The sequence below is a fragment of the uncultured Erythrobacter sp. genome, from assembly GCF_947499705.1.
Classification (GTDB): domain Bacteria; phylum Pseudomonadota; class Alphaproteobacteria; order Sphingomonadales; family Sphingomonadaceae; genus Erythrobacter.
Window position 1 is genome coordinate 251,383 of the sequence record NZ_CANMPJ010000001.1, and the last position, 12,380, is coordinate 263,762.

The 12,380-nt window shown below is 55.1% G+C and carries 12 protein-coding genes; 9 read left to right on the forward strand and 3 right to left on the reverse strand.

Going from position 1 to position 12,380, the window contains the following annotated elements; translation table 11 throughout:
- The first annotated feature begins 49 nt into the window (after positions 1 to 49).
- On the forward strand, positions 50 to 493 hold the full coding sequence (locus tag Q0837_RS01050) for a hypothetical protein (RefSeq protein ID WP_298464097.1): 444 nt from the start codon (positions 50 to 52) through the stop codon (positions 491 to 493).
- 18 nt (positions 494 to 511) lie between these two features.
- Positions 512 to 1,075: an autotransporter domain-containing protein gene (locus tag Q0837_RS01055; RefSeq protein ID WP_298469707.1), complete on the forward strand. Its 564-nt coding sequence runs from the start codon at positions 512 to 514 to the stop codon at positions 1,073 to 1,075.
- Between the two features lie 650 nt (positions 1,076 to 1,725).
- Here the strand turns inward: Q0837_RS01055 and Q0837_RS01060 are convergent.
- Entirely contained in the window at positions 1,726 to 2,508 is a 783-nt protein-coding gene (locus tag Q0837_RS01060; protein WP_298464099.1) for a response regulator transcription factor, read from the reverse strand.
- Positions 2,509 to 2,662: 154 nt separating this feature from the next.
- On the opposite strand from Q0837_RS01060, the gene Q0837_RS01065 reads away from it, so the two are divergent.
- The 3 genes from Q0837_RS01065 (at position 2,663) to Q0837_RS01075 (ending at position 4,453) form a co-directional block, all read left to right on the forward strand.
- Positions 2,663 to 3,106: a hypothetical protein gene (locus Q0837_RS01065; protein ID WP_298464102.1), complete on the forward strand. Its 444-nt coding sequence runs from the start codon at positions 2,663 to 2,665 to the stop codon at positions 3,104 to 3,106.
- A 198-nt stretch (positions 3,107 to 3,304) separates the two neighbouring features.
- Positions 3,305 to 3,787, forward strand: a complete 483-nt coding sequence (locus Q0837_RS01070) for a YHS domain-containing (seleno)protein (protein WP_298464105.1) — start codon at positions 3,305 to 3,307, stop codon at positions 3,785 to 3,787.
- Positions 3,788 to 4,042: 255 nt separating this feature from the next.
- Positions 4,043 to 4,453, forward strand: coding sequence for an MAPEG family protein (locus Q0837_RS01075; RefSeq protein ID WP_298464108.1), 411 nt, complete (start codon positions 4,043 to 4,045; stop codon positions 4,451 to 4,453).
- Positions 4,454 to 4,933: 480 nt separating this feature from the next.
- Here the strand turns inward: Q0837_RS01075 and Q0837_RS01080 are convergent, their stop codons facing one another.
- Positions 4,934 to 6,739, reverse strand: a complete 1,806-nt coding sequence (locus Q0837_RS01080) for a histidine kinase dimerization/phosphoacceptor domain -containing protein (protein WP_298464110.1) — start codon at positions 6,737 to 6,739, stop codon at positions 4,934 to 4,936.
- A 141-nt stretch (positions 6,740 to 6,880) separates the two neighbouring features.
- Here Q0837_RS01080 and Q0837_RS01085 point away from each other — a divergent pair, with 141 nt between their 5' ends.
- Positions 6,881 to 7,042 carry a hypothetical protein gene (locus tag Q0837_RS01085; RefSeq protein WP_298464113.1) on the forward strand — a complete coding sequence of 54 codons (162 nt, stop codon included), beginning with the start codon at positions 6,881 to 6,883 and terminating at the stop codon, positions 7,040 to 7,042.
- Between the two features lie 193 nt (positions 7,043 to 7,235).
- Here Q0837_RS01085 and Q0837_RS01090 read toward each other — a convergent pair whose 3' ends face one another.
- Positions 7,236 to 9,425: a tetratricopeptide repeat protein gene (locus Q0837_RS01090; RefSeq protein WP_298464116.1), complete on the reverse strand. Its 2,190-nt coding sequence runs from the start codon at positions 9,423 to 9,425 to the stop codon at positions 7,236 to 7,238.
- A 499-nt stretch (positions 9,426 to 9,924) separates the two neighbouring features.
- On the opposite strand from Q0837_RS01090, the gene Q0837_RS01095 reads away from it, so the two are divergent.
- Genes Q0837_RS01095 through Q0837_RS01105 form a run of 3 tightly spaced genes read left to right on the forward strand, consistent with a single transcriptional unit; the run spans position 9,925 to position 12,355 of the window.
- Positions 9,925 to 11,031 carry an S-(hydroxymethyl)glutathione dehydrogenase/class III alcohol dehydrogenase gene (locus Q0837_RS01095; protein ID WP_298464119.1) on the forward strand — a complete coding sequence of 369 codons (1,107 nt, stop codon included), beginning with the start codon at positions 9,925 to 9,927 and terminating at the stop codon, positions 11,029 to 11,031.
- Positions 11,028 to 11,885: an S-formylglutathione hydrolase gene (gene fghA, locus Q0837_RS01100; protein WP_298464122.1), complete on the forward strand. Its 858-nt coding sequence runs from the start codon at positions 11,028 to 11,030 to the stop codon at positions 11,883 to 11,885. Before Q0837_RS01095 ends, fghA begins: the two co-directional genes overlap by 4 nt.
- Before the next feature lie 35 nt (positions 11,886 to 11,920).
- Positions 11,921 to 12,355, forward strand: coding sequence for a DUF1330 domain-containing protein (locus tag Q0837_RS01105; RefSeq protein ID WP_298464125.1), 435 nt, complete (start codon positions 11,921 to 11,923; stop codon positions 12,353 to 12,355).
- Positions 12,356 to 12,380: the final 25 nt, after the last annotated feature.

Consider the following 12,380-nt stretch of genomic DNA (forward strand, 5'->3'; position numbering starts at 1 on the left):
AAGATTCATAAATGGCTCGCTTGGCGCATTCGGCGATTCAGCGCTTCTGATGGGCCTCATTGCCGACAGCGCTGAGCTTTCCAACGCGCTCACGGAGCTTCGCCCGGAAGTGGCGATATCCGGGCTTGAGGTCTTCCGAAGCTCGCAGACCGCGTTCTTCCAAAGTCTGCAGGGACGCACTCAGATTGGTGTGGCTGGCACTGATCAGGACGATACCCTGAAAGGTAAGCATATTCGGGGAAGCATCCTCTACATCCACCACGACCGGTCAGGAACCGGCGGCAACCCTGATTTCGATGCAGACAGTTTTGAACTTGCAGCTGGTATTTCCGGCGTTATCGTGGGCGCAATCATGTTTGATCTCGCGGCAGGCTTTGCCAATATCGACACATCGCAAAGCGGGATCGCCGCGCCTGATTGCTCCAACATCGAGGTATTCCGCCTCAGGGCGAATGCCAGTGTCGATCTCAACCACTCTGATGCCGGACTGTAAGCCCATCTTGATGCGACACTGGCTTTTGCAACTGGCACCAACGACATTGACATGTCGGTCGTGATCCCGGCGGCAGGTGTGGCCGCCACGCAACCGGGCGACGCCAACATCACCATCTACGCAGCAGGCATCTGCTTCACCGTGGATGGCGCTGGCGAGAACGAATGGCCGATCAAGCCGTTCGTCTCCTTCGCATGGGAGAATCTCGACCATGACGATGTCGACATCGGATCGGGTGCTACCGCGCTCGACACCGCAGGAGACAGCTTCGACCGCACTGTGATCGGTTACGGTTTGGCAGTGAACGAGCAGATCGGCAGCAACACAGCGCTCCGTGCCATTGCACAGGCAAATCACTACCTAGGCGATACGAGGATCGGGTTGCTTTCCCGGTTCTTCGAGAACAGCAGCGAGGCAAGCATTTTCCAAACGACAGGCGAAGATATCGAAGAGCAATACCGCTTCGAACTCGGTCTCAATCAGGCGCTTGGGCATGGCTGGCGGCTCGGCGTCGAAGGCCAGGCAGAATTGGGCGGTCTCCAAGGAAATGGCGGAAAGATGACAGTTTCGAAGAGATTTTGACGAGAGGAGTTCCTGACCGCCAACGCTTGTCTTATGTCCGCTTTCAGGAACAAAACTCTCGGATGGCTACGTCTTGGATTAGGGCGCTTGGCTGACTTCTGGTCAACGCAAAGTCTTGGCACAATCAAATAGCTCGGCTCCTAATTGGCCATGTATATCAGATAGTTGCATGAGCCAGTGGGCCTATTTGCGGGCTTCGAACGAAAGAACTCCTGAATTTCTCATATAATACAGATGAGTAGCACCTTAAATGCGAGTCCTCTTCTGGCACCAGAATTCTGAAAACGCTGATGAATCGTCCAAGAGACGGTCGTCTTCCAGCATTTGCTCCAACAATCTGGTACATCGTGGCAGTCCACGATCCTCCCTCAGGCAAAGGGCAGGATCGAACGATGGCTTCAATCCCTAAAGAAGCATGTCTTATTCGAGACCGAATTCCCACGCGCAGGCCCGCAACGCCAATTCGAAACGTTCATCGAACCTGATGACCACCAGCGCTCCAATATCAGCAATGTCCGGCCCTGATTTCGGTCGCCGAAATCGGGACCTGTCGGCGCTTATGGGGCTGCGTAGAACGAGCAACTTCAGTAGGAAGACGAGACCCTTTCAATTTGTCAAAATCAGCGCTGTGCCAGTTTTCGATTGCCGTGTTAGGATTGGGTAAATCGGCGGTAGCAGGACGGCGTGGTTTCAGCGATCTTGCGAAACGATGCAGTGAAATGTGCTTGGTTTGAAAAGCCAACCGCCAGTGCGATCTCTGCAATCGACCAGTCTGTGTTGCGCAATAGCCGTTTTGCCTCATCGATCCGTTCGCCAGCCATATACTTGTGCGGCGGCGCGCCAAAGCTGCCCCTGAATTGCCGCGAAAATTCGGCCGAGCTAAGCTGGCAAAGTTCCGCCAGTTCCTCGACGCTGATCGGACGGTCGAGGTGTTTTTCGATATACCGCTCGACCTTGTCCCGGTTGCAGGTTGATAGAGCCTTGGCACTCGCGACGATCTTCCCCCCGTCGACTTGCGAGCCCGAATAATTGGCCATCGCCGTATTGATCAGGGCATCGACTGATGCGGTGTCGAATGGCTTTATGAGGTATCCGTTAGGTCGGACTATTGACGCCTTCAGAACGGTCTTGTGGTCCGCATGGCTTGTCAAGAATGCGATTGCCATCTCGTGGTCCTCCCGCAACTCAGTCGCCAGAGCAATGCCATCTCTTTCCCCGTCGATATGAATGTCGACCAGGGCCAGGTCGGGCTCATGCTCCGATGCAAGCGCCACCGCGTCACAGAAGTTCGTGGCAAGCCCGACGACCTCATGACCCAGCGAGCGAAGCGTTTCCTTGAGATCTCGCGCCAGAATTCGCTCGTTCTCAATGATCATTATCCGCAGCATCTTTTGGCTCCACTCATTTCCTTGGGTCACGACCAAAGCCGCCATGCAATTCGAGAGAAGTTTGCCGGGGTTCGCAAGCGATAACGCCGTTAGAAGCGCAGGATTTGAACAATCCTCCGGCAAACCCGAAATACGCTGACGCCATTTATTGCGAAACCAGCATCCGAAGTTCCGCTCTGCAGTTTGTCAGGAGGACAACATGGCGACGCAATACGTATCCGATACCGCAGAACCGCGCTCATCCGCTTGGGGAGAGCTCATTTTTGCGCCGCACAAGCGTTATCACTCGCACCGAAAAGCGAGACAGCCAAGCTGGAATGCGCTGCGATCGATCGACGTCGTAACAGTCTGTGAAGATCCAAGGCATTGGAAATCTCTCACCGCCCGGTCGATGCGGGGAGAAACGCAAGCCTTCAAACGGCTGCTCGAGGAGTTCTCGGTATGCCTCGAAATGTTCTTCGTTCGGGCCATGACTGATGATCAATCGGACGCTGCAATCGGCCAAACACTGCAGTCGGTGGCTGACAAGCTTCATACTTGCGACACAAGCCGGCCAATCCTGCCATGGCTTCTTGCAATAGCGAAATACCGTGCGGAGCATCCGTCGGGACCCAATGCATCGGTGCCAGCGATGAAGCACTGAATTCCGTTTGCATGTCCGAACTGACCCGTCTCCCCCCCTTCAGTTCCGCCATGCACTAGCACCTGGCGCTCTAATCAGGCCCCCGCAAACAAGAGCGCCGGGTGCTAGCGATCTTCCCGATCCGGTTCTGAACTCGCGCTGCGACAGAGACCGGTCCCCACCAAGAACGTCCCCCAACAATCAATGAGAGGAAATACAATGTTGAAAGAAGTTTCTATCGCAACCGCAGTCGCAGTAGCTGCACTTGCCTCAAGCTTGGCCATGGCTGCCGATGAGTACAATGTCTCGTCCGGCCTGACAGCCGCGAGTGCACCGCTCGCTTTGCACGGCGTCGACACGGTTGCATTCATCAATACTGGCAACCGCATCGAAGGCAGTGCGAAATATGCTGCTGTTCACGATGGGGTGGCCTACTACTTCTCCACTCAGGCAAATCTCGACACATTCTCAGCGGCGCCTGGAAAGTATATTCCGCAAAATGGCGGCTTCTGCACCTTTGGTGTTTCCGTCGGCAAGAAGTTCGACGGCGATCCTCGCTGGGCTGACGTTCGCGATGGCAAGCTCTACGTCTTCCTGAGCGAAGATATCTTCAACGCCTATCTGCGCGATCCCGAAGGCGCGATCGCAAAGGCCGATGCCAATTGGAAAGTGATCCGCAGCACAGCGGCAAGCGATCTTTAATGGAGGGGTTCGGGTCGCGCTCCGGCGTGACCCGGGTCGCCGCCATCATTCGCGATCAGCAATTTCGCAAGCGTATCTTGCATCGCTGCTGGCGGCGTCGACACAATTCAATTTCTCGCGATGTTTCCGGAGAAAGGCGAAGAGTTTTCTCCAAGCCTTCAGGGAGCCAACCTCAATCTCGAGACTTACCCTTGCTTCGTTCGCCGCCCGTTTGGGAACAAGCCTGAGGCCATCTAATCCGAGGAGGATATATCAATGGAAACAGCATATTACTATCTCGCCCTGAGCGGTCTGCTGACCGTCTTGCTTTGGACGCCGTATATTACGGCGCGCATGTTCATCTGGGGAATTCCAACGTTCCTGCACAATTATCCAGAAGGCTTCCCGGCGCGTGAGCCAGAAACGCCGCTATGGGTGGAGCGCTCAAAACGTGCGCATCTCAATATGATTGAGACCATGCCAGCTTTTATCGCGGTCGTGGTTGCAGCCGGATTGATGGGTGACAGTAGCATTGCCGCAACTGTCGGCATGTGGGCCCAGATATTTTTCTTCGCCCGTGTCCTCCACGCTGTCGTTTACACGCTCGGCGTACCCGGTCTGAGGACCCCAGTTTACCTCGTATCTTGGGCATCGATCCTGATGATCGGCGCGCACGTAGTGCTGTAAGTCGAGGAAACTCGACTTAAGTTTGGCGAGGTCAGATGATGACCGACCTGTCGCGGACCTTCCCGAAGGCTTCAGCTGGCCTCGCCAATTCAATCTGATACCGCATGTGGCTCTCCAGCGACCGTTGGGAAGCCAGACCTGTGTTTGCATTCAGGGAACTTGATGTAAATGCGGTCGCGGCGCATCGGCAGGCGGCAAAAAAGCGAAGGCTGCGCATAGCCATCGCCAGGTCCTGAAAAGAGCAAGTGCAAGCATCCGGCCCCACTGATCCTTCAAACGAGGCGCAGGGAAGGCCGGTTGCCTTTCCATGTCAGTTTTGGCCTTGTTAGAAATCATTCCGGCGCCGTGAAAGGGTTTGATCAAGATCGCCCATCACAATGTCGAAATGGCTTGACGGAACGCCGGTATTTCAGCGTCTTTCCTCCTGGTGACAGGCCATTTTGTCTTAAACCTTGATCGCAGGATTAATCGAACCTGATCCTACGCTGCTTGAAGATGCCGCCCTGAACTTTCCCGCCTTTCTGGGTTTGCAATTGGCTCAACCCCGTCAATCGTCCAGGTTGTTCCTTTAGGACTGGAGGCGAGATCCAGCTTGCCGCCGATCTGATCGGTCAGATCTTCGATGAGGTGCATGCCCTCAGAATCGGGCTTGTTGTGCGCTGCTTTGACATCGAGGCCGCGGCCGTCGTCTGCGACGATCAGTCGAAGATCATTCCCTATCATCGACAGCGTGACTGCGATGGTGCCTTTGCCGTATGGAAAGGCGTGCTTGTAAGCGTTGGTGACAAACTCGCACACGAGCAATGCGAGAGGGGTGGCAACCGACACATCGATCTCGCACGGCGTGATCTCATGGGTCAGATCGATGCCGTCCCGGCCCAAGCCTTCGTCAAGCAGATCGAGCAGTTCGACGAGAAACGTCTCGGGGCGCACTTCGGTGATCGGGTCGGCGTCCGAAATGTAGAGGTATTTGTGGATCAACCCCATGGCGTGAATGCGGTTTGCCGTATTGTTTGTGTCGACCGCTGCCTTTGTATTTCTCGCCCGGCTGCGTTCCTCGCTCCGCAGCAGGCTGGACATCATCTGGAAGTTGTTTCCGGTGCGGTGGTGGATTTCCTGAAGGAAAATATCGCGCGTTTTCACCATCGCTTTTTGCATCCGGTAAGATCGGAAGCTTGCGTATGCGAGCGTGCCGATGAGCAATGAAACGGCCAGAGCAAGCGCTATTGCGAGCCGTGACTGATACAGTTCCGATGAAGCCAGCGCCGCCTCGGCCTCGAGCTTTTCCAGCCTGCTATCGCGTTCGCGGATTTCAAACAGAACTTCCGAATTCGCAACAGCCTTCATCTTCTCTTCTTCAAAGCGGATATCGCTGTAGCGTGAGGCTGCCTGAAAATACGGAGCCGCCTCCGCGGACCGCCCAAGCCGAGTGAGCACTTCGGCAGTCAGGCGCGAATACTCGCCCTTCAATTCAGCATCAGCCGGCAGACCTTCCACCTCCTCCACACCGCCGTTGTTCGGTTCAAGGACGGTACGGGCAATCCTCAGAGAGCTTTGAGCCTTGGCGATGTTGTTCTTTTCAAGATAATATCCAGCAAGCCGCAAGAGCCCGTTGGCCCCTTCCACCGGATCGCCCAATTCGAGAACTATCAGGGCGGAACTTTCGGTCATGGCGATGGCTGCGTCAATTTCCCCCATAAGGTACAAGGTCTCGGCATGGCCAAGGTCAGTGTGGCCCCGAAGAAACCTCGATCCCTCCAGTTCTGCATATTCTTTAGCGCTTACGTAGGCCTGGTTTGATAGATCGAGCTGACGATCTTCTCGGTATGCCCAACCAAGGTTGATGTAAAAGGCTGAAAGGACATGAGGCTCGCCGCTGCCATACTGTTCGAAATTTGCGATCGCACGCTTATGAAAGCGAATGGCCTCTTTCGAACCGCCAATAATGTTGAATACATTGCCGATGTTAGCGAGGACGACGCCTGCATTGTCGGTCCGTCCGATATCTTCAAATCCGTTCAATGCCTGATGATAGAGATCAATGGCCAAATCGAATTCACCATCAAGCCTGGCTCTCACGGCCAAAGCATTGTAGATATGGGGATATTTATTCACAAAATTGCTGGCATTGGCCAATCGCAATGCAGCTTGTAGGTGACGCTCCATAATGGCAGTGGAGCCGCCCTCACGAGAGGTCTGCACAGCTTTGGCATAGTGAAGATGGGAAAGCGCGACCAGATCATTGGCTTTGCTCGATGCCCTGATCAGCCGGTCCGCTTCGGCCATATTCAGCTCGCTTATTATCGCTTTTCGTCCTGCGCCATAAGAAAGCAGCATTCGCTGAGCGTTGGGGGCTAATTTTTCTGCGAGAGGCTCAATTTCTGCTGCCTCAAAATAGTCCGGCATTTCTCTTAGGTAAAATCGGATATGCCGATCCTGATCGGCTGCAGACAGACCGGGAAGCGCCTTCGCGCATCGCTGGCCAAGTTCATCTATTTCGCTGAATTGGGCCGGGTCCAACTGCTCAATCCGAGCGCATGCATCGCTGGATTGTGCCTGGGCGGCTTGAAACGAGAAGCAGGCGTATAAAAGGATCATGCACGTGCGCACCATAACACTCAGCGAAAGCGCGTTATTCGAACACTCGTTTTGACGGCAAGGAATCGTCTTTTTCAACTTACACTTTCAAATGTACAATTTAATCGACGGTGAGCTAGCACGGCACCGCATCAGCCGCAATTCAGTGTAACCCGTCGTCCGGCTTCTTCGGGCATCATCAGCTTTACGCGGCTTCGCGGTGCTGGTTTGAGTTTGGCATTTGTGTACCGGCGGCAACCCCGTCAATCGTCCAGGTTGTTCCTTTAGGACTGGAAGCGAGATCCAGCTTGCCGCCGATTTGATCGGTCAGATCTTCGATGAGGTGCATGCCCTCAGAATCGGGCTTGTTGTGCGCTGCTTTGACATCGAGGCCGCGGCCGTCGTCTGCGACGATCAGTCGCAGATCATTCCCTATCTTCGACAGCGTGACTGCGATGGTGCCTTTGCCGTATGGAAAGGCGTGCTTGTAAGCGTTGGTGACAAACTCGCACACGAGCAATGCGAGAGGGGTGGCGACCGACACATCGATCTCGCACGGCGTGATCTCATGGGTCAGATCGATGCCGTCCCGGCCCAAGCCTTCGTCAAGCAGATCGAGCAATTCGACGAGAAACGTCTCGGGGCGCACTGCGGTGATCGGGTCGGCGTCCGAATTGTAGAGGTATTTGTGGATCAACCCCATGGCGTGAATGCGGTTTGCCGTATTGTTTGTGTCCACCGCTGCCTTCGCATTCCTCGCCCGGCTGCGTTCCTCGCTCCGCAGCAGGCTGGACATCATCTGGAAGTTGTTTCCGGTGCGGTGGTGGATTTCCTGAAGGAAGATATCGCGCGTTTTCACCATCGCTTTTTGCATCCGGTAAGATCGGAAGCTTGCGTATGCGAGCGTGCCGATGAGCAACGAAATGGCCAGAGCCAGCGCTATTGCGAGCCGTGACTGATACAGTTCCGATGCGGCCAGCGCTGCCTCGGCCTCAAGCTTTTCCAGCCTGCTATCGCGCTCACGAATTTCAAACAGAACTTCAGAATTCGCAACAGCCTTCATCTTCTCTTCTTCAAAGCGAATGTCGCTGTAGCGTGAGGCCGCCTGAAAATACGGAGCCGCTTCTGCGGACCGCCCAAGCCGAGTGAGAAGGTCGGCCATCAGCTTGGAATACGTGCCTTTCAAAAAGGTATCGCCCGAGAAGCTCTGCACTTCTTCAACGCCGCCACCATTGGGTTCAAGGGCAGTGCGGGCAAGATTTAGCGCGTTTTGCGCTTTGGTAATTTCGTCTTTCTCAAGATAATATCCAGCAAGCTGCAAGAGCCCGTTGGCTCCTTCAACCGGCTCACCTAACTCGAAAACTTTTGGCGCGGCCATTTCCAACATCGCGATCGCGGCGTCGATTTTGCCTAAGCGATACAGAGTTTCAGCATGATTGAGTTCCACATGTCCTCGAAGAAAATCAATCTCACCGGGATTGTGGTATTCCTTGGCGCGCAGATAGGCTTGGTGCGATAATTCATACTGACTGTTCGTTTTATAGGCGGTGCCAAGATTGGTATAAACGCAAGCATATTGGAAAGATGTTGCACCATCAAATTGATCGAAACTTTCGAGCGCACGTTTATGGAACCGAATGGCTTCTTTCGAGCCCCCGATATTGTTGAATATGTTGCCGATATTCGAAAGTGCGGCACCCGTATCTTCGAACCACCCAATGCTTTCGTAGCCCTCTAAAGCTTGCTGATAAAGGTCGATCGCCAGATCGAATTCTCCATCGCTCCTGGCCCGCATCCCCAAGGCATTGAGAATTTGTGGATATTTCTTTACCAAATTGCTTTTCTCAGCCAACCTCAACGAAGCTTGTAGATGGCGCTCCACGTTATCGCTCGAAGCTCCTATTCGGTTCAGTTGAGCGCCTTTGGCGAAATGGAGATGGGACAGCGCAACCAGATCATTGGCTTTGCTCGATGCCCTGATCAGACGGTCCGCTTCGGCCATATCCAGATTGCCTTTTGTCCCTTGATCAACGGCCGCATAGGACAGCAGCATCCGCCGGGCATTTGGCGTCAGTGTTTCTGCGAGAGGCAGAATTTTGTCTGACTCAAAATAGCCCGGCATCTCTCTAAGATAAAACAGTATATGCCGGTCCTGGTCTGCGGCTGACATACCCGGAAGCGCCTTTGCGCATTGCTGACCAAGTGCGTCAATATCGCCGATTTCGGCTGACCCCAGCTGCTCAATCTCCATGCAGGGGTTGCGGCCTTGCGCATTGGCTGCATCGGTCAAGAGACTTGCCAGGCAGGCACATAAGAACAGCGTGCACGCATATCGCACACCGCTCAATGATAGCAGCTGATTTGGCGAAATATCTGTCTTCAGTGAGTCCGTCATGTTTACATTACATCTAGCCGCGTAAGGTATGCGAGACAAATCATTAGCAAGAAGTCGCTTCAGGCACAATCATTTGAGTTCGCTCACAATGGCCAGCGAGGGCGCCATCCACGCCTGGATGTTCATGATCTCAACCAGAGAGTTTTTCCATTTGGGTAGCTGGGAATTCGTTTGTTTGGAGCTTGGAGCAACCTGAGGAATCCCGGGGGAAAATACGCGCAAAGACAGATTATCTGTGTCTGGTTTTCATCCTATCGCCCGGGGCCGCTGAAGCGCCGATTTGCTATGGCTGCAATGCAAATGGTCACGATGTTGCAATGGGGCGAATATTTGAATCTATCGCAGGGTGATAATCTGAGCGTTCGCTCTTGTTGGCCGGGTCATCACGGGAGAAGGTGCGCAAACAGGGTTTTTCGTTGGATAACCCATCAATTTCGCATCGCGATTTCAAAAGGCGCAATGGCAGGCGCTTTGAGTAAGCGAAATGGAGGGAGCGCCCATGAAGACCCGTGCCGCTGTAGCATTTGAAGCCAAGCAACCGCTGGAGATTGTCGAGCTTGATCTCGAAGGTCCCAAGGCGGGTGAGGTTCTGGTCGAAATCATGGCGACCGGCCTGTGCCACACCGATGCTTACACGCTTGATGGGCTGGACAGCGAAGGGCTGTTTCCGAGCATTCTCGGACATGAGGGCGCTGGCGTTGTGCGTGAAGTCGGGGCAGGCGTGACCTCGGTCGTGCCGGGTGACCACGTCATCCCGCTCTACACGCCGGAATGCCGCCAGTGCAAAATGTGCCTGAGCGGCAAGACCAATCTGTGCAGCGCAATCCGCGCCACGCAGGGGCAGGGCCTGATGCCCGATGGCACCTCGCGCTTCAGCTACAAGGGCGAGACGATCTATCACTATATGGGCTGTTCGACGTTTTCGAACTTCACGGTCCTGCCTGAAATTGCAGTCGCTAAGATACGAACGGACGCCCCGTTTGAGAGCGCCTGTTATGTCGGCTGCGGGGTTACGACAGGCGTTGGGGCAGTGACCAACACCGCCAAGGTGCAGCCGGGCGACAATGTGGTCGTGTTCGGGCTTGGCGGGATCGGGCTGAACGTGATCCAGGGTGCACGGATGGCGGGGGCCGACCGGATCGTGGGCGTCGACCTCAACCCAGCCAAACGCGAATGGGGGGAGAAGTTCGGCATGACGGACTTCGTGAACCCCAAAGAGACTTCCGACGTGGTCGCGCACTTGGTCGAGATGCTCGATGGCGGCGCGGATTACTCGTTCGACTGCACCGGCAACACCGATGTGATGCGCCAGGCGCTCGAGTGCTGTCACAAGGGGTGGGGCACTTCGATCATCATCGGCGTGGCCGAAGCGGGCAAGGAAATTGCCACCCGCCCATTCCAGCTGGTGACCGGACGCAACTGGCGCGGCACCGCGTTCGGCGGGGCCAAGGGGCGCACCGATGTGCCCAAGATCGTCGATTTGTACATGAACGGAAAAATCGCGATCGATCCGATGATCACGCACAAACTGACGCTGGAAGAGATCAACACAGGCTTCGACCTGATGCATGCAGGCGAAAGCATCCGCAGCGTGGTGGTGTATTGACCAAGGTCGTATCCGAAACCCGCAGTTTCGGCGGCGTGCAGGGCGTGTATGAACACGCCTCTGCTGCAACCGGCACACCAATGACCTTTGCCGCCTTTGTGCCCGAGCATGAAGCGGGCGAGAAACTGCCGGTTCTCTTCTATCTGTCCGGTCTGACCTGCACACATGCCAATGTCATGGAAAAGGGCGAATACCGCGCTGCCTGCGCGAAACACCGGATCATCCTTGTCGCACCTGATACCAGCCCGCGCGGCCCCGATTTTGATGGCAACGATGTGCCTGACGCAGCCGATGAATATGACTTTGGCCTTGGCGCCGGATTTTATGTGAATGCGACGCAGGGAGAGTGGTCGCAGCATTACCGGATGCGTAGCTATATCGAGGATGAGCTGCCCAAAGTTGTTGCCGAGCTCCTGCCCGCTGCCGATCTGCGCCGTCAGGCGATCACGGGCCATTCGATGGGCGGGCATGGTGCGTTGACGATTGCGCTACGCAATCCGGGCCGCTTTGCCAGCGTCAGCGCGTTTTCGCCCATCGTTGCGCCATCACAAGTGCCCTGGGGGCAGAAGGCGCTGGGCCGCTATCTGAGCGAGGATCAGGCGGCGTGGAGCGAATATGATACGGTATCCCTGATCGAAGGCGGCGCTCGCGTGGATCACATTCTGGTTGATCAGGGCTCAGCAGACAATTTCCTGGAAGAACAGCTCAAGACGCATCTCTTGGTCGAAGCGTGCGAGCAGGCCGGCATCAATGCCAATATTCGGATGCAGGAAGGCTATGATCACTCATACTTCTTCATCGCGACCTTCATGGAAGATCACATCGCATGGCATGCTGGACATCTGGCGGCCTGATGACATCCGACAATTGCAACTGAATGGAGAGTGAAATGAGCGAAGTAGCATTGCATGACGGCCCGGTCCTGATGATCGTACAGGGTGTGGTCACCGATGGGGATCACACTCTGGAAACCTCTCCTGGTATGCAGGAATATCTCAAGCAGCTGTTCGGGTCGGGAATGTACCCGACGACAAGCGGCTATTACCTGTATTCCGGTGGTCAGCCGATCGACGTGTTCGAAGGCGACTTTCACCCCAATGGCTTCACCGTCGTTGCTCGCTTTCCGAGCCATGAAGCCGCCCGCACGTTCTGGTATTCAGAAGTGTATCAAAAGGTCGCCGAAGCCCGCCAGGGTGCCTGCGAGGTTCTGGTGTGCGTCTATCCCGAAACGGAAGTGCCCGAGTACATGCAGGGCAGGCTGAATGGCCATGAATATGTGAATGTGCCCAGTTTCGATCACGTTCCCCGGGTTGATAAATCCTGATCACCGGGCGCCGGAAATGATCCCA